Source organism: Acinetobacter sp. YH1901134 (genome assembly GCF_013416965.1).
Taxonomy (GTDB): domain Bacteria; phylum Pseudomonadota; class Gammaproteobacteria; order Pseudomonadales; family Moraxellaceae; genus Acinetobacter; species Acinetobacter amyesii.
Genome location: NZ_VPEW01000004.1, coordinates 121102 through 144607, shown reverse-complemented (window position 1 = coordinate 144607; position 23506 = coordinate 121102). Strand labels below are relative to the sequence as shown.

Sequence of the window (23506 nt, the reverse complement as noted above, 5' to 3'; positions counted from 1 at the left end):
CAGGCTATTGCACAGAGTTACAAGAGTGTTTCACGATGAATCCTTTATTGATTAAGTTTATTTTTGCATAAAAAGTCTCTAAGGCACTCTATGTAGAGCACCTTATCGATATATAATTCAATTAGTTACCAAAAGCCGCGATGCCTGTTTGCGCACGACCTAAGATCAGTGCATGTACATCATGCGTTCCTTCATACGTGTTGACTACTTCGAGATTGACCAGATGGCGGGCAACACCAAACTCATCAGAAATGCCGTTACCACCCATCATGTCACGCGCAACACGGGCAATATCTAAAGCCTTGCCACAGTTGTTACGTTTAATTAATGATGTGCCTTCTACAGCAGCAATGCCTTCATCTTTCATACGTCCAAATCGAAGCGCAGCTTGTAAACCCAAGGCAATCTCAGTTTGCATATCTGCCAGTTTCTTTTGAATCAGCTGATTCGCTGCCAATGGTCGGCCAAACTGTTTACGGTCCATAGTATATTGGTGCGCTGTATGCCAGCAGAATTCTGCGGCGCCCATTGCGCCCCAAGCGATACCATAACGAGCACTATTTAGACAGGTAAATGGACCTTTTAAACCACGTACTTCTGGAAAAGCATTCTCTTCAGGGACAAAGACATTGTCCATCACAATTTCACCGGTAATCGATGCACGTAAGCCAACTTTACCGTGAATTGCAGGAGCAGATAGACCTTCCCAGCCTTTTTCTAAAATAAAACCACGAATGTCACCAACATTACCTTCAGGCGATACTTCTTTCGCCCAAACAACAAACACGTCGGCAATTGGGCTGTTGGTAATCCACATTTTTGCACCCGTGAGACGATAGCCACCTTCGACCTTTTTTGCACGAGTAATCATGCTACCTGGGTCAGAGCCATGATCTGGTTCAGTTAAACCAAAACAGCCAATGTATTCGCCTGTTGCCAGTTTTGGTAGGTATTTCTGTTTTTGCGCTTCAGAGCCAAATTCATTGATTGGTACCATCACCAAAGAACTTTGAACGCTGGCCATTGAGCGGTAGCCAGAATCCACATATTCAATTTCACGCGCAACTAGACCGTAGCTAACATAGTTTAGACCTGCGCCGCCGTATTGCTCTGGAATCGTTGGGCCAAGTAAGCCAAGTTCGCCCATTTCTCGGAAAATAGATGCATCGGTTTTTTCATGGCGGAATTGTTCGAGTACACGTGGCTGTAAACGCTCTTGACAGTATGCATGCGCAGTATCGCGAATCATGCGTTCTTCTTCAGTTAATTGCTGTTCCAAAAGAAACGGATCTTGCCAGTTAAATTGTACTTTTGGTTTTTTTACATTGACCATTTGATTCATCGCATCCTCTGCTTTTTCGGGCTTTCTTTGTTTTATTTGATGCTATGTGTGAAAAGTGATTCATTCAAACGATTAATTTGCATGTAGATATGCGCCTTTCGCATACCTGAGCTTTGTTCACGGCGTGTTAAGCACTTTAGCCACTGATTTGAACTGCGGATTGCTTTATTTATAGACTATAGTGGTATATGAAAATCATTCTTATATGCCATTTTGTGATACCTCTCGATAAAAAGGACTTTATCTATGCGGCGTAATATTCCATCATTGCAAAGCTTAATTTGCTTTGAATCTGCTGCAAAACACGCAAGTTATACGCATGCTTCTCAAGAGTTATTTATTACGCAAAGTGCTGTGTCACGCCAAATTCAACAGCTTGAAGAATATTTAGGTGTAATGCTATTTAGCCGAACACGTCACGGTGTCGATCTCACAGAAGCAGGCAAACAATATGCAAAAAGTATTAAACCCTTTTTGCAAGGCATCGAAAAAAGCACCTCTGATATCATGACGCACAAAGGCTTAGGCGGTACTTTAAAGCTGGGCGTTGTGCCAACGTTTGCCACACGTTGGCTGTTGCCAAAATTAAATAAATTAAATGCACAGCATCCTGAAATTACCGTGCATTTGGAAACCAGTACCAAACCTTTTTTGTTTAATGAAAATGTCTTTGACGCAGCTATTTTTGCAGGAACGCAACAGCAAATTGAGCATTGGCCTGGCATTCAAGCGCATTATTTAATGGATGAAGAAGTGGTTCCCGTTTGTTCCCCCAAATTGATTGAAAACAATTTTCCCCATGCGGAAATGACGGATGATCATAGTTTTAATTTAAGTGATGAAGAATTGCTTCGATTACCCTTATTACAGCAAACAACCCGTCCAAGTATTTGGCAAGAATGGTTTCAAGCCCATCAAATTCAGCATCCCAAGCCTTTCGATGGGCAGAGGCATGAACTATTTTCTATGCTTTCTGTGGCAGCCAGTCATGGCATGGGTATGGCACTGATTCCACAAATGCTGATCGAAGCAGAACTGAGAAAAAAAGAATTGGTGATTGCATCAAATAAAAAATTGCACGGTAGCCGAAAATATTATTTAGTCCACTCGAGCCAAGACAGTTCACCGCAAATACAAAAATTTGTCGATTGGGTGCTACAAGAATTGCATCAGCTGAGTTGAAGTAGTCGCTATATTTTGAGTACAGTAAATTCGCTGCATTATTCGTTCAATACATGTAACCGTACCTAATGGAAGCATCAATTAAAATATAAGGCTATAATCTATGCAAAAAATTGTGGTGTTTTCAGGTGCTGGTATGAGCGCAGAAAGCGGCATCAATACCTTCCGTGACAGTGATGGTCTTTGGGAGCAGCATCGCATTGAAGATGTGGCCACACCTGAAGCTTGGGCACGCGATCCAGCTTTAGTACAGCGTTTTTATAATGAACGCCGTAAACATATTTTAGCCGCAGATCCTAATGCAGCGCATAAATTGATTGCTGAACTCGATGATTTTTTTGATGTACAAGTCATCACACAAAATATTGATGACTTACACGAACGTGCAGGCAGTCACAATGTACTGCATCTGCATGGCAATATTCGTTACGCAAAAAGCTCTGGCCCTCAGGCGCAATACACGCAGGAATTTTTCCCTATTGAAGGTACTGATTTAAACTTAGAGACCGACAAATGCCCTGAGGGTTATCCTTTACGGCCACATGTGGTCTGGTTTGACGAAGCAGTTCCTGCCTATGAAGATGCCAGTGTAAGTGTACAAACAGCAGATATTTTTATTGTGATTGGCACAAGTCTGGCAGTCTATCCTGTGGCTGGATTAATTCACGAAATCCCTGCCAACTGCCGTGCATTTTATATCGACCCGAAAGCAGACTATCAACGCGTACCTGAGCAGTATCAATTGATTAAAGCAGGCGCGAGTGAAGGAATGAAAAAACTTTTTTTGCAATTGGTTGCGCCATAAAAGCACATTTTGGCATCAGTATCGATCAAAAAAACTAATATTGCCTGCTTCTTTTGCAGGCTTTTTGCTGTTTATAGCCTATCTAACTTTGCATAAGGCCAATAAAACACGGCATACAAGCGTTTGGCATTCAAATTGCTTAATAGTATTACGTTTTATTAAAAAAGTAATATTGGGGCTTGGTCAGTATGGGTTATGTCGCAAGAGAGCTCAGTCCGAAAAGTAAGCTATTGCTTGGCTTAGGATCATTTTTAATTCCTGTGCTCATTTGGTGTGCAGTGAGTTATTTGCCATTTTTATGGCATCCACAGGTGCAAATAACGCAGTCTGGCAGTGTGCCGTATTTTCAGGTCGATAGCCGTGTAGACAAAGCGGTGTTTTATGCCGAAGCGCAATCTGCGGTCAATGCAGGTTTAGCACCACCTCAAGGTAAACTGGTCAATCCGATCTATCTACCAGCACCGCATAAAGTGGCAAAAGCGCTGGTTACAGCCTTTATCACCCCGCCTGCCCAACCTGATGCCCCATGGTTTCATCAAAGCTTATGGCACAGTATTAAAATTGTGTTCAGCGCTTTTTTTATTGCCTCTCTCATCGGTATTCCGCTGGGTATTCTTTGCGGTTTTTCTCAAAAAATATCACAACTGACAGAACCCTTTGTTGAGTTTTTCCGTTACTTGCCCGCTCCTGCTTTTGGTGCCTTAGCCGTTGCAATTTTAGGCATTAATGATGCACCTAAAATCGCCATTATTGTGATTGGTACCCTATTTCAGCAAATTCTAATTATTGCGAATACCACACGGATGGTAGACCGTGGCCTGATCGAAGCAGGTTTTACGTTGGGCACCAATAAATTGAAAAGCTTATTTCATGTGGTGATTCCAGCGGCACTACCCGATATTTACCGCGACTTGCGTGTATTGCTCGGCTGGGCTTGGACCTATCTGATCGTATCTGAACTGATCGGCACAACATCTGGGATTACATGGTTTATTACCCAACAAGCGCGTTACCAAAACTTTGACAATGTTTATGCCGCTATCCTCATCATTGGGGTGATTGGCTTGGTGTGTGATGTGGTTCTGATGAAACTCGGTCAACGTCTATTTAAATGGAAAGCAGGAGCAAAATAATGAACAGCACAGAATTTAATTCCAGCACGTATTTCGATGCAATTTATGCGCGACCTGTCATTTTAGAAGCAAAAAAACTCACACAAAGTTTTAAGCACGGCAAAACTGAACGCACTATTTTAAATCAGTTGGATTTAAAGATTCATAAACGTGAATTTATCTGCGTGATTGGCCCATCGGGTTGCGGTAAATCGACCTTTAGCCGAATTGTGGCTGGACTTGACCCTTACAGTAGCGGTGAATTGCTGGTCGATGGCCAAGCGATTGAAGGCCCAAGCCCTGAGCGTGGCAAGGTGTTTCAAGGCTACACGCTTTTTCCATGGAAAACAGTCAAAGAAAATGTGATGTTCGGCCCTTTAATGAAAGGTGCCAGCAATGCTTCGGCTGAATCCAGCGCCCGCGAATGGATTGATATTATTGGTCTAGAAAAATACCAAGATCAGTACCCGCATGAGCTTTCTGGCGGGATGAAACAGCGTGTTGCGATTGCCCGAGCATTGGTCAATGAACCCAAAATATTATTGATGGATGAACCGTTTGGCGCGCTTGACCCGCATACCCGTCAAAAAATGCAAAAACATTTAATGGATCTTTGGCAAAACATTGATATCACGATTATTTTTGTGACCCACGATATGGATGAAGCGATTCTATTGGCGGATCGTATTGTGGCGCTCAAAGCCAATCCTGGTGAAATTAAAGAAATTATTGAGGTCGATTTACCCCGTCCTCGTAATCCTGAACTCATGCTGAGTCCTGAATTTAAACAACTGCGCGAACGGGTGGATTTCTTGGTACATGCGCAGGAAGACGAGCTCGACCCAGCGATGGAAAACCTACCGAAAATTCCGCGTATGACCCAAGTCAGTACGCAAAAATAACTGGATTAATCCCTCTTCATCTTTAGGACGGCCTAAATGATGTACTACAGCGTTGGACGGCCAACATTATAGGAATTGAAGATGAATGAATCTTATGTTTTGCCACTTGTTGATATATCGAAAATACAAAGCACGCTACTGTCAGAACGCTTAGAAGTAGCCTCTGCATTGGATCAAGCCTGTAAAGATGTTGGTTTTCTTTATTTAAAAGGTGATCAGTTCAATTTTGATTTTGCGACATCACTGATTCAGGTTGCAAAGTGTTATTTTCAACAAGATACCGCCAGTAAAATGCAACACTATATTGGGCTGTCGAAAAATCATAGTGGCTATGTGCCAATTGGTGAAGAACAATTTGCAGGCAACAGCTACGACTTAAAAGAAGCCTATGACGTCAATTATGATTACCACGGTGAAACTACGGCATTTCCTTTGCTTGGCCCTACTTTATGGCCAAATGATGCCACATTTAAAAGTACCGTCAGTGATTATTACTGCCATTTACGCAGTATTAGTGAGCAGATTTTTCAGGCCTTTGCTTTAGCTTTGAATGTAGATGAGCATTTTTTTGAGCGCAAAATTACCCATGCGACCAGCCAACTGCGTCTAATCCATTATCCGTATAACCCTGAAGTGAAAGACGCTGAAGGTATTGGCGCACATACAGACTATGAGTGTTTTACACTGCTCTTGCCGACTGCACCGGGTTTGCAAGTATTAAATAAACAAGGTGAATGGATGGATATTCCATTGATTGAAAATACCTTGGTGATGAATATTGGCGACATGATGGAAATTTTGTCGAATGGCAAATATTTGGCCACCAAACACCGTGTTAAAAAAGTCTCTGAAGAACGTTACTCCTTCCCTCTGTTCTGCGCCTGTAATTACGAAACAATTATTGAGCCTGTACATTCTACTGAAGCGCCCAAATATCAGCCCCTAATTGGTGGCGAACATTTATTTAATCAAACCGCGCAAACCTTTAGTTATCTCAAAAAACGTATCGCTTCAGGAGAGCTAAGTCTTAGAAATGCTGTGCCATTGTCATCATTTGGTATGGATGAAAATACAGAAGCACAAGGAGCAAGCGCATGAATCTATTTCAGGCTTTAGCACAGCTTCCAGCCAGCCAAGAGGTTTCAGGTCCTATTCCAGACTATTTATATGGTGCTTTTCGCCGTAAAAGCATTAGTTTTTCAAATGGTTTGACGGATGAAAAGACCATTGTGTATTGGTTTCAGTCACGTAGTTTCACCATCGATCTACGTTTAAAAAGCCGTGAAAATACGCCAGTGAATGAACGTCAAGGCTGGATTGGCAACACTCTTTGGGATGCTGAACAGCAATTATTGTCTTGGGACGTTAAAGCACACTCAAATTATCAAAATCATGTGCATTGGCCAGAACCTGCAAAACTGCATGCGATTGGCAACTGTATTTTAGAATTCTCTCCAAGCAATGCCTATGTTGAAGACTGGCGTCAACAAGTTCATGAAGGGCTATTTTTAGGCCTGCGGTTGCAGTCAGCCCTCGATGTAGAAAGTCATCAACCCTTGCAGATGGATGGCGGTTTAATTATTTGTGATAAGCATGTGGCCTTCGCACTGAGCCGTTTACCTACAGATCAGCAAACAGTTGCCAGCATCAACATATCATCTGCACCTACTATGTATGAAACGGTGATTGAAAGCTTTGAAGTATCCATCGCTATTGATGGTCTGCATAAGCACCTTACAACGACTTCCTTTCAGCAAGATCAATCACTTAATTTTGATGATTTTAAAGTTATTGATGAAACACATTTGATGCAAAACGTCATTATTAATGGTCAAGCAGTACAGCTGATGTACGAGGTGGATATTTATGTTCCACATTATGCATTTCAGCATCACACTGATACCACGACAGAAAGTACAGATTGGTTACGAAATGAAAAACAGCACCTCTTGCACCATGCAATAGAATGTCTATAGGAAATCGATGTCGTTTATATATTTGCTCATCGCAATCATTGCTGAAGTGGTTGCCACGTCCGCCTTAAAAGCCAGCAATGGCTTTACTGAACTTGTGCCGACTATTTTTACCGTATTGGGCTATGCCATTGCGCTCTTTTTTTTAGGTTTGACCTTTAAATCGATTCCTATGGGATTGGCCTACGCCATGTGGTCTGCTGCAGGCATTGTACTGATTTCTTGTGTGGGCTGGATTGTGTTTAAACAAAATTTAGACCTACCTGCCATGATTGGTTTGGCCTTTATTTTATTGGGTATTGTGATTATTAATGTTTTTTCTAAAAGCACAGAGCTTTGAAATGTCAGTTTTAAAATGAATTTTTTAAATAATATCTCTGAAATTTTAAAGACTTAAATTGCTATAGATAAAAATGCTCTAGCTTGCTGTTGCACACTAGAGCATACGTTTCGAATGAATTAACTGTGATCAGTCTGCCACTATAAAATGCCTTTCACTAGAAAAAAGCATCCAACAATACATAACAGCACAGCAAAACATTTTTTCAGTACTGCTGGTGAAAGCGCATGCGCAGTTTTCGCGCCATATTTAGCCGTAAAGAAACTCATCACACTAATGCCCAAAAAGGCATAGATATGAATAAAGCCAATGGTATTTGGAATTTCAACATGCTGCTGCATGCCAAAGAACATAAAGCCCAATGCCCCAGCAATGGCAATAGGTAAACCGCAAGCGGCAGACGTCCCGACCGCTTTTTGCATCACCACGCCATTTGCCGTTAAATACGGCACCGTAATACTGCCGCCGCCAATGCCGAAGATGGCCGATGCAACGCCGATACCCGAGCCCGCTGCAATTTGCTTGCCTGTAGATGGCAGTGCTTTGTTTAGATCGACTGGCTTTTTTGCTCCCATAAACATGGTATAAGCCACCCAAAGTAAAAATACACCGACAATCATTTGCAGATGCAAGCCCGACAGCCATCCTGCAATGCCCGCGCCTGCAAAACAGCCAATCGCCATAGGCGGAGCTAAATTTTTAAATACAGGCCAAATCACAGCGCCATTTTTATTGTGCGCCATCAAGGAGCTGATCGATGTCACAACAATCGTAGCCAAAGACGTGCCGAGCGCCAAATGCATAATCACATCGGGGCTATAACCCATTTGGCTAAAAACAATATAAAGCAATGGCACAATGATAGTACCGCCGCCAACGCCAAACAGCCCTGCAGCAAAACCAGCAAATGCGCCAATAATTAAGAAAGTAATGAGTTCCACGAAATAGATACTTTTAAAAAGATGTATTGAAGAAGTCTGACTGGTTTAAGCCAACTCGACTTGACCCACAGCATGATAAGCGCGGTTGAAATATACCAAGCTTTCCTCCTGCTGACTTTGCTTGATTGCAACCACACGGCACATAAACACACTGTGCGTACCCACTTCTTGAATCTGTTCAATCTGACAGTCAAAACTGACCAAAGCATCTTTTAATATCGGTGAACCTGTTTCTAATACAGTCCAAGAACCCAATTTAAAACGCTCTTCCGAATTGAATTTGCTTGAAGCAAAAGCATTGGAAATTTGCTCATGCTGTGCGCCTAAAACATTGACAGAAAGAACTTTATTTTCAAGAAAATGCGCATGAGAACGAGATGATTGATTCATACAAACCAGCAAAGTTGGCGGTGTATCTGTCACACTGCATACTGCTGATGCTGTAAATCCATGCATGCCTGCTTCACCCTCAGTCGTAATCACGTTGACTGCCGTCGTCAATAAAGACATTGCATTTCTAAAATCAGTTGCTTCAATCATCTCTTCAATCTCTATGGTCTATATGGCTTATCTCTTTCTCAGGTTTGGGCAATAGGGAATTTCATTTCCTTCTTACCCCTACATGAAATTGAGTCAGCTCGAATTTATGCGGTCAATTCTTGACGAATAATGGCAGCGCCTGCGCTTAACGCATTTAGTTTGCCTTGCGCCACTTGGCGAGGTAAAGGTGCCATACCGCAGTTTGTTGAAGGATATAGCTTGTCGGCATCTACAAACTGAAGCGCTTTGCGTAATGTATTTGCTACTTCTTCTGCTGTTTCAACCTGATTGGTTGCTACATCAATGGCGCCAACCATCACTTTTTTACCGCGGATGAGTTCGATTAAATCCATCGGTACACGAGAGTTTTGGCATTCAAGCGAGATGATATCGAGCTTCGATTGCTGCAATTTCGGGAATGATTCTTCGTATTGGCGCCATTCATTACCTAAAGTTTGTTTCCAATCAGTATTGGCTTTAATACCGTAACCATAGCAAATGTGAACGGCTGTTTCGCATTTCAAACCTTCAAGCGCACGCTCTAAGGTCGCAATGCCCCAGTCATTGACTTCATCAAAAAATACGTTAAACGCAGGCTCATCAAATTGAATAATATCCACGCCTGCCGCTTCAAGCTCTAACGCTTCTTGATTCAGGATTTTAGCAAATTCCCAAGCCAATTTTTCACGGCTCTTGTAATGGCCATCATACAAAGTATCAATCATCGTCATCGGGCCAGGCAAAGCCCATTTGATCGGCTGATTGGTTTGGCTGCGTAGGAATTTTGCATCATCGACAAACACTGCTTTCTTACGAGATACTTCACCCACTACTGACGGTACACTTGCATCATAACGATTACGAATACGCATCGTTTCACGCTTTTCGAAATCAACACCTTCAAGATGTTCAATAAATGTGGTTACAAAATGCTGACGGGTTTGTTCACCATCACTGACAATATCAATGCCTGCATGGATTTGTTCATGCAAAGATAATTTCAACGCATCACGCTTTGCATCTAATAATTCTTCGCCTTCAAGTTTCCATGCTGACCACAATTTTTCAGGTTCAGCCAGCCAAGACGGTTTAGGTAAGCTGCCAGCAGTTGAAGTTGGGAGTAAAATGGCCATATTCGATCTTCTATCTCTATATTCTAAATTTTGCAAAAACCAAAAAGTTATCAATTGATTATTAAATTCATATTGAAAGTCCCTTCTCCCTATGGGATGAGGAGCATGCTCCGCAAGAGGATGAGGGAGCATTTCATATAAATCCTCTCCCTAACCCTCTCCTTAAAAGGAGAGGGAAATTTCTTTACGAAATAAATATTGATCACAAATTAACTGATGCATGAAACATATTCTTTTAAACAGCTGCTTTAAATCACAAGTGATTTAAAATTAAGCTGCGGCTGCATTTTCAATACTAAAATTAGCCGCCCACTCATTCAGAATGTCTTTATATGGCTGCATAAAGTTCTCTTCTGTCCATTTGCCCTGTTTAACCGCCAACTGACCACGTTCAACACGGTCATACACAATACGAGTTAATGAGTAATCGCCAAAGCTTAAGCTTGGTTGATACACTAAACCTGCTGTCGCATTGGTATTGTAAATTTCAGGACGGTAGATTTTTTGGAAGCTTTCCATGGTGCTGATCGCGCTGATCAATTCGAAATCTGTATAGTCGCTGAGCAAGTTATTTGCTGAATAAAATGCCAATGGTGCAGTCGCATTTTCAGGTTTGAAGTAACGAACGCTTAAGCCCATTTTTGCAAAATAGTCATCGGTACGTGAATAATCATCATTAGTGTATTCCACACCTAAGATCGGATGCACATTTGCAGTACGGTAATAGGTTTTTGTCGTTGAAATACTTAAACAGATGACAGGCTGTTTTTTAAATTCAGCTTTGAATACGTCAGAATTGATCAAGTGTTGATATAGCTTGCCGTGTAAATCACCAAAATCTTCAGGTTTTTCATTGAACTTACAGCCGAGTGCTGGTAATACCACACTGAAGTCATAGTCACGTACATACGATGAAAAACTGTTGCCGATCATGCCTTCAATGCGTTCATTGGTTTTATGGTCGATGATGGTGCTCTTTAAAGTTTCAATAAATGGGAAAGTTTGACCATTGCCTTCCACATCGAGTTCAGCCGAAATGATGTCAATTTCAAGTGAATAACGATCTGCATTTGGGTTGTCACAAGTAGCTAAACTATTGAAACGGTTATTAATCATTGCCAAAGTACGGCGCAGATTCTCTTCACGGTGTTCACCACGTGCCAAATTGGCAAAGTTCGTTGTTAAACGTGTATTGTCAGCTGGTTTATAGTTTTCATCAAAGCGGATACGTTTGATTGAACATGCAAATTTATGACTCATGGAGATTCACTACCCTAAAATTAAAAATAATCAAAATTTCTGTATGAAGTAATTTATACGTGAAACTTAAGATGAATAAAAATGATTTAACCTCAACTCAAAGTGAGATAAATTCATGTTTAAGATTTAAATACAATGAATTTTCTTCAACTATGCATCATTCAACTGGCGATAAAAAAACTGCCACCCAGGTAGCATTTAAATTTTATTTAATATAAATAAGGGCTTAAAAAAAATTCAATGAAAATTTTTTCATTCAAACACACATCTGAAATGTGTCGAATCGTACAGATTGGCTCAATATCTCAACTCTCAAAATTTAGCGATTTATTCATTAGGGTGAATTTTTCTAACTTTAAAATGAAAAAAGATCAAATCACTAATTGTTTTAATATTGAATCTGTAACACTAATATACTTTTGTCCTGAGCTATAAAGTTCTTAAACCTTGCCATAAATAGATAAACAAAATATGAAATAAGCATATATTCATGTCGTTTCAGCTTTTTAGTCAATATACTGAATATGACTCAACTTATACTTAGAAAAAATCAGCATATTCGAGCTTTGGTATGTTAAGGAATCGCTAAAATATTCTGTTTATACTTATACCTTCTTAAAATCATGTCTAATAAATTAGAACGTCAGACACTGACTCTCCCAGTAGGTCAGGTATGAAAATGAGCCTGAAAAAGGCATTCGTTGCACGATGTGTTTTGATATGCGCTTCGAGCGTACTGCACTTTATGCGGCAGAACATGGTTTTAGCTTAATTAGTAGCTCACTGGGAATTTCACGCTGGAAAAATAAGAAGTAGATTAATGACTGTGGTCATCGCTCCGCTTCATATTATGAAGGCATAAGTTATTGGGACATTAAATTGATGTTGTTAGCCCCGAAGAATTTACACCATTCAGGGCTTTTTTTAGTTATATTTCAAATTATTTTAGTTCTTCAACCAAAGCTGGATAGATTGATCCATCGACATCCATTTCGGTTTTATAAATGCCATTGGCAACATTAAATTTATTTACGTGGTAGCTAGAACCATAAATCGAGTCAAAACCAGTTCCTTTTTTAAAGACTTGTTTGTTGGCAGCTAAATCCAGTAAATGTGTCCCGCCAATAAACTGTTCATATTGTGCAGGATCAACACCAACACGGGTCGACATGATTTTCACTGCATCGGCATGCGTTGCAGGGGCGTTGATGTATTTAACTGTTTTATCCCAAACTTGAATGATTTTTTTCCATTCTTCTTTGTTAGCAGATAAATGCGCCATGTTGACGGTTAATGTGTCATAAATCAGACCGGGTTTATCTTTCGATGTATAAATAATTTTAGAGCCAGCAACAGCTTTCAGCGCTTGATTTGCGACTGGTTGCCACACGGCAATCGCTGCAATATCAGGACTTGCAAATACTTGTGGCAGCTCGTTGGTCATGGTGTTGACCAACTTCACTTCAGTAGCTTGAATTTTTGCATCATCCAAAGCCGTCGTCAAAAGCAAATGATCAACCAAGCCTTTTTCTGTCGCGACACTTTTTCCTTTTAGATCGGCAAGGCTATTGATGCCATCTTTAGCAATGATGACATCATTACCCGCAGAATAGTCCGTCGCCATAATCATGACGCCTTTCGTGCCGCCAGAACCTGTGACTAAGTTGTCACCATTGGTGACCAAAACGGCATCCAACTGATTTGCAGCAAATGCAGATAGTGAGGCTGAATAATCAAACCATTTAAAGTCTACATTGACACCGGCTTCTTTCAACCAGCCTTTTTCAATAGCAACTTGCCATGCGACAAAACCAGGCCAGTCGCTATAGCCGATCGTGATGGCTTTTGTATTGACTGTGCCTTCTGCTTGCGCGTTTGGTTCAGGTGTTTTGGCTGTATTGTCACACCCCCCCAGTAAGATAGCGGTCACAACGGATGCAGATAAGCAGGCTTTTTTGATCATAGTTCGATTTCCCCGATGGCATTACAGTTAAATTTGGTATTGGTGTTCAAAAACGATGGTGTATTCGGATTACTGACAGATTGAGCATTACGCTTTGCACGATTTGGTCTATGGTTGGCTGCATTAGCATGTGCTTGCTTTTGGTTTGTAATTTGATCTTTAAACTGACCTTGTGATCGATATAATTGGCCCATTTTAAACTCCTAAATCCTTTGCATTTTGCGGAATTGGCGGCATTACAGCGTCCATCAACTCCAAATGTCCTTTAATCACACCTTTAAGTGCTGAAAAATGCTGACTGATAACTTTGAGCTCTGAACTGACGCCTTGCAGAATCATGACTTCTAAAATTTTGTGGTCATCGAGTTGAATATGCAGCGAACTCACCACTTGTTCTAAAAACTGCTGCTGTAAATCTAAAAGCTGAATACGTAGCGCCGTACTACTTGCGTCATAAAGTAAGGTAAATGTGCCAACCATCACTTCGTTGCGCTGCTCCTGATCGGCAATCAGATGCTTATTGATCATGTCGACAATGGCCTGAGAACGGCTTTCATAATGCTGATCGACAATTTTTTGATCCAAAGCATCGACTGTTTTTTCAGGCACGGTAATACTGATACGCGCCAGCTTTTGTTTAGGCACTGTTTTTCCTTATTTTTTTTGCTGAATATAGAAACCCGCACGGGCGCTCAGTAGCTCAATAAAAAATTGCTTTAATTGATGCAGAAATGTTGCAGATTGATGGCGGTTCATATGCATCTCCTGTTTGAGTAATACAAAATATTTATTTCGTAATATCGATAGAAATGCAGAATCTGTGCCAAGTGAGAAATACAAAAAATGATCGATTATTTTGTTCTTTTAACTTTCTTTTAAATTTTACTGTTCATGATTTGTGCAATAAATGCACTCATCGAGACCCCTTTGCACTATTGCTGCGATGTATTATTTGATGAAAGACTATTTCTAAAGGTCGTTGTTCTTAAACAAGAGCATTGACCGGCATGTAACAAACTTGAAGTTCAATTTATTTCATCAACATTGAACATCATTTATACTGATTAATCTTACTATTAATCACTCAACGCCTATGAAGTATTTCAGCTGCGCGGTCTGTTCTAACCAAATATTTTTTGCCAATTCACACTGTGTCAATTGTCAGACTGCGCTGGGTTATATTGCCTCTGAAAAGCAAATGGGCTGTTTTGAGAAGCACAGCAGCACGTTATGGCTCGCCTTAAATCCTGAAATAAAGGGAAAACGCTTTAAACCTTGTCATAATTATCAGCACCACCATGTATGCAATTGGATGGTACCTGCCGACAATGAAGAAATTTATTGTGAATCTTGCTTGCTCACGCACACCATTCCCAATCTAGATAACCCAGACCATATTGTGTACTGGGCACGATTGGAACATGCCAAACGGCGTTTTTTATATTTGATGCAGCAGCTCAATACCATGCCGCGTCCTAAACGCAGTCAAGATGACCGTTTTGGGCTGCGTTTTGATTTTCTCATGCCAACAGAAAATACACCTGTCATGACTGGTCATGCCAATGGCATTATTACCTTAAATGCCAGTGAAGCAGATGTGATTTACCGCGAAACAACGCGTATAAAAATGGGTGAAAACTACCGTACACTTCTAGGTCATTTTAGACATGAAAGCGGTCATTATTATTTTGATTTGATTAAACATTTACACCCAGAGCTGATTGATGAATTTCGGGAACTATTTGGTGATGAACGACAAGATTATAGTGAAGCTTTGAAACGACATTATAATGACGGTGCGCCACAAAATTGGGCGGATTACTATGTCAGTTCATATGCCAGTACGCATCCTTGGGAAGATTGGGCGGAAACATGGGCGCATTATTTGCATATGATGGACACCCTAGAAACAGCCTACTATGCAGGATTAGTGGTCAAAACCAATAAGTCGGATTTGAATAATTTAGAATTAAAAGAAAACCCGATTGGCGCTCAGGATTTTGACCTACTACTGCAACACTGGATGACCTTGACCTTTAATTTAAATGCGTTGAACCGCAGCATGGGCTTAGATGATGCATATCCATTTACATTGTCGAATCCAGTATTGGATAAATTACGATTCATTCACCACAAACTGCTCAACATGACCTTAAAAAATCAGCAGCACAATTAGATTAAATTTAACACGTGACAGTGTTTGAATCTCAAATCAACTTTTCGGTATCACAGCATTCGAACATTAGCTTAGTTTGAAAGGATGTATACGTAGTAATTTTCTTGGATTGAGCGCTGTAACACCTGCCCTATTTTTACTATTTTATAAAGGTTAAAATAACAAAAAATAGATGCCTGTGACCTTTCCAATGATGCCTTTCACGCATTTACCCGCTCGTTTCATGTGTATCATCAGCCTGAGTTTGCTTAGTGGATGCCAATTGGTCAAATTACAAGAAAATCAACTCAGTGCGTCACTAAATAATAAAACAGATAGCATATTAACCCATCAGAAGCTCAGTACATTTAGCCATCAAATCCTGTTAATGGTGAATGAAAGCGACCAATCTTGTTTAAATGCGCTTGAAAGCTGTATTCACAAAATGCGTAATAATGAAACTTTAGATATTGCTCAAGTCTATGCCGCAGCAAGTGAGCTGTACATGGCACGTGCTTTAAGAGCCGATCAAAATCCACAATGCAAAAAAAGCTTAAAACAACACAGCGGAAAATTAGCTTCAAGCAAAATTAAAATGTGTATGGATCAGCAGCTTGCAGACTTTGATTTCAGTCTGCGTTACAGCTATGTCTATCTATTTAAATCCGCTCAAGCCCCTGAAGAACGGTTATTTGATTTGCGTCAGGGACAAGTCCGCACCTTTTATAATGTGGCTTTATCACGTTTAATCACCTCATCATTCAGCCGTTTTGACTATCAGCAAATGCCTGAAAGTTTAATGCTGGGTTCATCGCTTTATCATTTTAACTATGAACATTATCCAGAAATCAAAAATGCGGACATTGATAAATTACAGTCGAGCTATAATTTTAATTTTTCAGGCTTAAAAACCATTAACCGTCAGGAAGGCATAGGCTCTGAATTTGTCTTAGTCAAAAAAGCCACGGATCTGTCTGCTGCGCAGCCTTTTATATTAGATCCTGAACAATATTATTCAAATAAACCCAACCCCAATATCCATACAGCACGCTATTTATCAGTCAGTGCGATAGCAGAGCCTGCCAAAACCAATAGCAGCATTAGTGAAATTTTGTCGCCGCAATCAGACTTTAAGGTTGAATTATTTAATCCCTATCAATTTAAAAAGGCAAAAATTGAATCTCAGTCCTATACGCTAACAGCCAATTATTCTGTGCCTTATGGACTTTGGTTAGCCGAAAATAAATTAGGACAATCTGGCTATTGGACACTTCTGAATAAGGAAGAACATTTGCGCATGCCACATGTGTTTATGTTAGAGCCTTATCAACCCAATAAAAAGATTATTGTCATGGTTCACGGATTAGCCAGCAGTCCTGAAACGTGGATCGGCCTGACCAATAATATTATGGGTGATCAAAAACTACGTGATCATTACCAAGTTTGGCAAGTGTTTTACTCAACCAATATGCCAATATTTGAGAGTCGTTTTCAAATCAATGCTTTACTCAAACAGGCATTTGCAACTGTTCAGCCCAATACGCCTTCGGCTCAGGATGCTGTCATTATCGGACATAGTATGGGCGGCATCATTAGTCGTTTATTGGTTAGTGATGCAGATATTTCCGCTCAAGCTATTCCACTCATGAACTATGAACAAAATACACAGTTACAACGTCATCCAATTATCCGCGATCGTTTTGTCTTTAAAGCATTGAAGCCAGTTAGTCGTGCAATTTTCATTGCCGCACCGCATCATGGTACTGACTATGCAGACCGCTGGTTTACCAATTTGGCGAAAAAAATCGTGGTATTGCCTTTAAGTTTTTTAAATGATGTCAATGTTGAAATCCCGAATGCAAAAAATTCAACGATGGGCCTGATTAAGTCTGGGCCAGCAGATTTAAGTCAAAAATCACGTTTTATGCTGTTGTCTGCTGACATCATGCCAAATAAAGATATTCCTTATCATTCTATTATTGGGAATCAGACGCAAAGTAATGAACCGAGCAAAATGTCGGATGGCATTGTTCCCTATACAAGTTCTCATCTAGATGGCGCGGTGTCTGAAAAGATATTCAATGGTGGACATTCCATCCATGAGTCTCCAGATGCCATTTTAGAGTTGCGACGCATTTTGAGAGAGCATTTGGATAATGAAGCGTTGAATCAATAACGATTAAATTGCTTTATGTATTTATAAATTATCTTTTAAAAGCAGTGTTTTATTGCTAAATTAGCTCTATATTTTGGGGGCTATATGACAGAAAAATTATATTATTGGGCAGAAAATTTAGAAAACTACACATCAGATAATGATACTGAAACAGGCTATGATGAAGTAATCGAAATCAAACGACTTAATTTTTTCATTGGTAAGAATAATGCAGGAAAAAGTAGATTTCTTCGTGGACTTTTTATCTCTCCACATGACCTTAAGAATTATAACTATATCTCACCCAATGATACTTTAAGTGAGCTACAAACAGCGCTCATGTCTTGCCATTCAAGTTATATCGGTTTTGGTAACGGATATGGAGGAGATAACTATAATCAACTAAATAAATTAATTATGGATGTCATGACACCAGAACCACAGAGAACACGGCTCGATTTTGTTAAGATACTTACAGAAAAAATCAACATGATTTTTCAATACTATGATCAAAATAATAAGCTAAAATTTAATGAAATTACCGAAAAATATCGTTTTGATTTAGAGTTATTTTATAATAAATATAATTTCAAGCAGAAATTCTATATCCCTATCCTACGCGGTATGCGTCCTGTCACAGAACAAGAGAATACACAGCCTTATATTAAACGAGCCCAAAAAGATTATTTTTCAGATACGAATAAATTTAATTCTAACAATATTATTACTGGTGAATGCTTATACAATGAACTTAAAATTCATCTTTTAGGTGAACCTGAGCAACGTGAACTAATTAAAGATTATGAAGAAAAATTAAGTCAATATTTTTTTGACAATGAGACTGTTTCACTAATCCCTAAGCATGATCAAGATGTTGTAAATATTAAAATTGGTAAAGATAAACAATTCCCAATTTCTCAATTAGGTGATGGCTTACAACAAGCCATAATCTTAACTTATGAAGCTTATATTAAAAGTAAAGACACCGAAGAAAATCCAGAAACTCACGCATTTTTCATAGAAGAACCTGAACTGCACATGCATGCAGGTATGGTTCGTCAATTGATGAATTTTTATCTAAACGAAACACCCCATTATTACTTCTTTACAACTCACTCCAATCACTTACTAGATATGGCAGATGAATCTGACCAAGTCATGATTCAAAAGTTTGTTAAAGAACCTAAAAAGGAAGATCCTACTAAATTTGATTTCAAAATTTACCGTTGTGACCGAGATCGTGACCTGCTTGCTTCATTAGGTGTACGTCCTTCTTCTGTTTATTTAGCAAACTGTACGATTTGGGTTGAAGGAATTACAGATCGGCTGTACATCACTAAATATATGGAAAAATATTTAGCTGAATTAGAAAATTCAGATGAAAATCTTTATAAAAATTATCGTCGTTTCATGCCTAATTATCACTACACCTTTGTGGAGTATGCAGGCAGTAATTTATCTCATTGGTCTTTTGATGATGATTATCCTAAAACACGGGAAAAAAGAATCGAATTTTTAAAGCAAGACCGAGGTCAAAGTGCAACTGCAGTTGCAAGTGACATGCTATTAATTGCTGATGGGGACATACAAAAAAATTCTGAAAAAATTAAGTTATTAAGAAAGGAATTAAATAAAGAAAATTTAATTATTTTGGACTGTAAAGAAACTGAAAATACTTTACCTAAAGATTCAATTCTTCGAGTTGCAAAAGCAAAGTTTCCTCGACTTCAAAATGTAAAACAGAGTTATGATATTTCTTTAATAGACGGTATTACAGAAGATAATTATTTCGATAATAACCTATACGGCATTGGTCGATTGCTTGATGAAAAAATCAAAAAATCTACCTCACCTACAAAGTCAGCTTTTGCAGATGGCCCTGGCGTAGGTACAATTAAAGATAAATTAAAATTCTGCCGAGAGATTATTAAAGATTTTGATGAAAACTCTGGTTGGAAACTGACACCAAAAGCGAAAGCATTGTGTGAGCGGATTTATAAACATATCGAAAAATGTAATTCTTAAATTCCCCTAACCCCTCTTTAATAAAGAGGGGGAAATTACCTCCTTTTTCAAAGGAGGGTTAGGGAGGATTTTTTATGCCACTGGCGACAACGTAAACAACACCTGCCCCGTTTTCACCGTCTGCCCTTTTTCAATGGTAATTTCAGAAACCTTCATACGTTCAGGTGCAATAATTGGAATCTCAATCTTCATCGCTTCAATTACAGCAAGCGTTGCACCTTCTTCCACAATATCGCCTGATGCACATTCGATTTTCCAAATACTGCCCGGCATGTGCGATTCCACTGCACAGCCACCTTCTGGAATTTGAATATCGCTGTCTTCTACTACAGCATCCAAACTTTCAGAAACATATTCTGCAAGCCCAGCTTCATGCCAACGACGACGTTCTTCATCAAAATTGGCTTGTTGGACAGATTTAAATGCTGAAATAGATTCTGCATTTTCAGTCAAGAAGTCATTGTATTCTTTTAGATTCAGTACACCTTCTTCTACACGCAGTTTTAAGCGTCCTGCTTTAAAGTCCTCACGCATTTGCATGAGTTCAGTTTCAGACACTTCATAGAATTTAATTTGGTCGAAGAAGCGTAATAACCATGGCTTGCCTTGTTCAAAATCGGCATTTTTGCGGTAGCGTGACCACATTTGCGTGGTACGACCGACAAACTGATAGCCCCCCGGACCTTCCATGCCATAGACACACATATATGCACCACCAATACCGACAGCATTTTCAGGTGTCCAAGTTCGTGCAGGATTATATTTGGTGGTGACTAAACGCTGACGTGGATCAAGTGGGGTTGCGACAGGTGCACCCAAATACACATCGCCCAAACCCATGACCAAATAACTCGCGTCATAAACCACATCTTTGACCGCTTGTTTGTCTTTTAAACCATTAATACGACGGATAAACTCAATATTGTCAGGACACCATGGCGCATCTGGACGTACGGTTTGCATATAGCGTTCCGTTGCCAATTGCGTTTGCGAATCTTCCCAAGCGAGTGGTAAATACACAGTCCGTGAAGGTACTTGCATTTGGGTCACATCAGGCAGTTCAGCTTCAGCAACTTGTAATAAACGCAGTAAATCAATTTGATCAAGCTTGATCGAATCAAAATGAATTTGCAGCGAACGAATCCCTGGTGTGAGATCAATAATCCCTGTGATATTTTGCTTTTGAACCCATTGCATGAGTGCATGAATACGGAAGCGTAAGTTTAGATCAAGCACCAACTCACCATATTCCACCAACATGTAGTTGTTTCCGGCAGGACGATACACCACATCAGGCGCACCATTTTCACCTTTTAAGGTATCAAGCACGGCATTTTTTAAGGTTGCGAGTTCAGGATAGAACGACTCATCAAATACGACAGCTTGGGTATCTGAAGCTTCTAGTTGCGCATGATATTTTTCATTCAGCATTTTGGCTTGGTGATAGCTCACAGGCACAAATTTAACTTTGTCACCGGCTTTCAATTGACCTAATTTCCATAGCTCAGAATGAATCACCACCGCAGGACAAACGAAACCACCGAGACTTGGACCATCTGGACCGAGAATAATCGGCATATCACCAGTGAAATCAATCGCACCAATGGCATAAGCATTGTCATGAATATTTGATGGATGCAGACCTGCTTCACCACCATCCTCACGTGCCCATTCCGGTTTTGGACCAATCAAACGAATACCTGTACGGCTTGAGTTAAAGTGAATCTCAAAAGTATTGGCAAAGAAAGTATCAATGTCATTTTTGGTAAAGAAATCAGGCGCACCATGTGGGCCATACATCACCGCAATTTCCCATTCATGGCTAAATGAAGGCACTTGTTCAGGTGCAAGAGCTTTAATTTCATCGCTTGTGAATGCTGTAATTGGCAGCATATCGCCAATCAGTAAGTTACGCCCGGCATGACCACCAAACTGCCCCAAGGTAAAAGTCGCTTGTGAGCCTAAATATTCAGGTACATTCAAACCACCTTTAATCCCGATATAGGTACGACAACCTGTGGCGATTTTTCCACATTTTAGAATCTGTCCTTTACGCACATTCACGGTTTGCCACATTGGCACAGCCACACCATCAAGCGTTGATGGCATATCACCACCCGCCAATACAATTTGGCTATCACAGTGGAATTTTAAGCTTGGTCCTTGCAAAGTGCATTCAAGCCCTGCCGTGTTATATGCATTGCCTAACAATTGATTCGCAACATTAAGTGACAGTGGATCAATGGCACCTGATGGTGGTACACCCACATCCCAATAGCCCAAACGACCTGTGACATCTTGCACAGAAGTTTGAATGCCTGATTGCAACACTTCAATTTTTTGGGTTTTCCACTCAAATGTATTTAAGAATCGTGTGGTTTGCGTACCGGCTTTAAATACATCACAGTCGATAATGTTTTGTAGATATTCAAGATTGGTTTCGATACCTGCAACCGATGTTTTGCCGAGTGTTTCGGTCATTGCAGCAATTGCCAAGTCTCGATCATCCGCTGTCACAATGATTTTCGCAATCATCGGGTCATAAAATGATGAGACATTTGAACCCGTTTCAACCCAAGTTTCATTACGTGCATTCGCATCAAAATCAACGTGCGTTAAAAGCCCTGCACTCGGTTGGAAGTTTTTGATTGGGTCTTCCGCATATAAACGCACTTGAATCGAATGACCTTTCGATTCAAGTGGTGCCGTTGGTGCAATCCAATCGCCACTACCGAGAGTGACCATCCATTCCACAAGGTCTACACCAAACACTTGCTCCGTTACGCCATGTTCAACTTGCAGGCGGGTATTCACTTCCAAGAAATAGAATTCTTGTGTGTCGGTATCCATCACAAATTCTACTGTGCCTGCCGAACGGTAATTCACCGACTGCATCAACCCAATCGCAACCGATTGAATATAGGCACGTTGATCATCATTGATATGCGGTGCTGGGGTTTCCTCAATCACTTTTTGGTTTCGGCGCTGCACCGAACAATCACGCTCGCAGAGTGCTAAAACTAAGCCATTGCCATCACCAAAAATCTGCACTTCGATATGACGGGCATTTTGTACGAATTTTTCAAGGTACAAACCGGCATCTTTAAAGTTGGCTTGGGCAAGATAAGAAACCGTAGAATAAGCATCTTTCAGCTCTTCTTCATTCCACACCAAACGCATGCCGATACCGCCACCGCCTGCGGTACTTTTCAGCATCACTGGATAGCCAATGCGTGCTGCTTCAACTAAAGCTTCTGCTTCATCTGCCAAAAGCTGACTGCCCGGAAGCAGTGGCACATTGGCTTGAATCGCAAGCTCACGCGCGGTATGTTTTAAGCCAAAAGATTTCATTTGTGCCGAATTTGGCCCTAAAAATACAATGCCTTGCGCTTCACACAGATCACAAAATTCAGCATTTTCAGATAAGAAACCATAACCCGGATGAATCGCTTCAGCGCCTGTTTGCTTTGCGACTTCTAAAATTTTATCGACATTTAAATAGCTTTGGCTGGCAGGACTATCACCAATAAATACAACTTCATCGGCTAAGGTCACATGCAAAGAATCACGGTCTGCTTCGGAATACACAGCAACAGATTGAATGCCTAATTTTTTGAGTGTACGGATCACACGGCAAGCGATTGCGCCACGGTTGGCAATGAGGACTTTATTAAACAT

General features: G+C 40.3%; 19 protein-coding genes and 1 pseudogene. 11 read left to right on the top strand and 9 right to left on the bottom strand.

Annotated elements, in window-relative coordinates; all coding sequences use genetic code 11:
- Positions 1 to 121 precede the first annotated feature (121 nt).
- Positions 122 to 1342: an acyl-CoA dehydrogenase gene (locus FTV50_RS04580; RefSeq protein ID WP_180023660.1), complete on the bottom strand. Its 1221-nt coding sequence runs from the start codon at positions 1340 to 1342 to the stop codon at positions 122 to 124.
- A gap of 246 nt (positions 1343 to 1588) precedes the next feature.
- On the opposite strand from FTV50_RS04580, the gene FTV50_RS04575 reads away from it, so the two are divergent.
- The 7 genes from FTV50_RS04575 (at position 1589) to FTV50_RS04545 (ending at position 7656) form a co-directional block, all read left to right on the top strand.
- On the top strand, positions 1589 to 2524 hold the full coding sequence (locus FTV50_RS04575; RefSeq protein ID WP_180023659.1) for a LysR substrate-binding domain-containing protein: 936 nt from the start codon (positions 1589 to 1591) through the stop codon (positions 2522 to 2524).
- 103 nt (positions 2525 to 2627) lie between these two features.
- The gene (locus tag FTV50_RS04570) at positions 2628 to 3329 is read left to right on the top strand and encodes an NAD-dependent deacylase (RefSeq protein ID WP_180023658.1); all 702 of its coding nucleotides are present in this window, start codon (positions 2628 to 2630) and stop codon (positions 3327 to 3329) included.
- 188 nt (positions 3330 to 3517) lie between these two features.
- A complete protein-coding gene (locus FTV50_RS04565) occupies positions 3518 to 4462 on the top strand; it encodes an ABC transporter permease (RefSeq protein WP_111884691.1) in 945 nt (314 codons plus the stop codon).
- On the top strand, positions 4462 to 5343 hold the full coding sequence (locus FTV50_RS04560) for an ABC transporter ATP-binding protein (protein ID WP_180023657.1): 882 nt from the start codon (positions 4462 to 4464) through the stop codon (positions 5341 to 5343). Before FTV50_RS04565 ends, FTV50_RS04560 begins: the two co-directional genes overlap by 1 nt.
- A gap of 81 nt (positions 5344 to 5424) precedes the next feature.
- The gene (locus FTV50_RS04555; protein ID WP_180023656.1) at positions 5425 to 6441 is read left to right on the top strand and encodes an isopenicillin N synthase family oxygenase; all 1017 of its coding nucleotides are present in this window, start codon (positions 5425 to 5427) and stop codon (positions 6439 to 6441) included.
- Positions 6438 to 7319, top strand: a complete 882-nt coding sequence (locus tag FTV50_RS04550; RefSeq protein WP_180023655.1) for a hypothetical protein — start codon at positions 6438 to 6440, stop codon at positions 7317 to 7319. The genes FTV50_RS04555 and FTV50_RS04550 overlap by 4 nt, the downstream gene beginning before the upstream one ends.
- A 7-nt stretch (positions 7320 to 7326) precedes the next feature.
- On the top strand, positions 7327 to 7656 hold the full coding sequence (locus FTV50_RS04545; protein WP_180023654.1) for a multidrug efflux SMR transporter: 330 nt from the start codon (positions 7327 to 7329) through the stop codon (positions 7654 to 7656).
- Positions 7657 to 7796: 140 nt separating this feature from the next.
- Here the strand turns inward: FTV50_RS04545 and FTV50_RS04540 are convergent, their stop codons facing one another.
- The 4 genes from FTV50_RS04540 to FTV50_RS04525 all read right to left on the bottom strand — a co-directional run bounded on the left by FTV50_RS04540 (position 7797) and on the right by FTV50_RS04525 (position 11530).
- Positions 7797 to 8597, bottom strand: a complete 801-nt coding sequence (locus tag FTV50_RS04540) for a sulfite exporter TauE/SafE family protein (protein WP_180023653.1) — start codon at positions 8595 to 8597, stop codon at positions 7797 to 7799.
- A gap of 45 nt (positions 8598 to 8642) precedes the next feature.
- Entirely contained in the window at positions 8643 to 9137 is a 495-nt protein-coding gene (locus tag FTV50_RS04535; protein ID WP_180023652.1) for a flavin reductase, read from the bottom strand.
- A gap of 104 nt (positions 9138 to 9241) precedes the next feature.
- Complete coding sequence (locus tag FTV50_RS04530) at positions 9242 to 10270, bottom strand: methionine synthase (protein ID WP_078193780.1); 1029 nt, start codon at positions 10268 to 10270, stop codon at positions 9242 to 9244.
- Positions 10271 to 10540: 270 nt separating this feature from the next.
- Positions 10541 to 11530, bottom strand: a complete 990-nt coding sequence (locus FTV50_RS04525; RefSeq protein WP_180023651.1) for a putative oxygenase MesX — start codon at positions 11528 to 11530, stop codon at positions 10541 to 10543.
- A gap of 675 nt (positions 11531 to 12205) precedes the next feature.
- Here FTV50_RS04525 and FTV50_RS04520 point away from each other — a divergent pair.
- Positions 12206 to 12343, top strand: a pseudogene (locus tag FTV50_RS04520) (epoxyqueuosine reductase QueH); the annotation flags it as partial.
- A gap of 127 nt (positions 12344 to 12470) precedes the next feature.
- Here FTV50_RS04520 and FTV50_RS04515 read toward each other — a convergent pair.
- The 3 genes from FTV50_RS04515 to FTV50_RS04505 are packed head-to-tail and all read right to left on the bottom strand — an operon-like array spanning position 12471 to position 14138.
- Positions 12471 to 13493 (bottom strand): ABC transporter substrate-binding protein, encoded by a 1023-nt coding sequence (locus tag FTV50_RS04515; protein WP_180023650.1) that lies wholly within the window; start codon positions 13491 to 13493, stop codon positions 12471 to 12473.
- The gene (locus FTV50_RS04510; RefSeq protein ID WP_180023649.1) at positions 13490 to 13687 is read right to left on the bottom strand and encodes a hypothetical protein; all 198 of its coding nucleotides are present in this window, start codon (positions 13685 to 13687) and stop codon (positions 13490 to 13492) included. Before FTV50_RS04510 ends, FTV50_RS04515 begins: the two co-directional genes overlap by 4 nt.
- A gap of 1 nt (position 13688) precedes the next feature.
- Positions 13689 to 14138, bottom strand: a complete 450-nt coding sequence (locus tag FTV50_RS04505; RefSeq protein WP_180023648.1) for a ribbon-helix-helix protein, CopG family — start codon at positions 14136 to 14138, stop codon at positions 13689 to 13691.
- A 448-nt stretch (positions 14139 to 14586) separates the two neighbouring features.
- On the opposite strand from FTV50_RS04505, the gene FTV50_RS04500 reads away from it, so the two are divergent.
- From FTV50_RS04500 to FTV50_RS04490, 3 genes are all read left to right on the top strand, one after another.
- Entirely contained in the window at positions 14587 to 15669 is a 1083-nt protein-coding gene (locus tag FTV50_RS04500; protein WP_180023647.1) for a putative zinc-binding metallopeptidase, read from the top strand.
- A 172-nt stretch (positions 15670 to 15841) separates the two neighbouring features.
- The gene (locus FTV50_RS04495) at positions 15842 to 17824 is read left to right on the top strand and encodes an esterase/lipase family protein (protein ID WP_373683672.1); all 1983 of its coding nucleotides are present in this window, start codon (positions 15842 to 15844) and stop codon (positions 17822 to 17824) included.
- 84 nt (positions 17825 to 17908) lie between these two features.
- Entirely contained in the window at positions 17909 to 19828 is a 1920-nt protein-coding gene (locus tag FTV50_RS04490) for an AAA family ATPase (RefSeq protein ID WP_180023646.1), read from the top strand.
- Between the two features lie 72 nt (positions 19829 to 19900).
- Here the strand turns inward: FTV50_RS04490 and uca are convergent, their stop codons facing one another.
- Positions 19901 to 23506 (bottom strand): urea carboxylase, encoded by a 3606-nt coding sequence (gene uca / locus FTV50_RS04485; RefSeq protein ID WP_180023645.1) that lies wholly within the window; start codon positions 23504 to 23506, stop codon positions 19901 to 19903.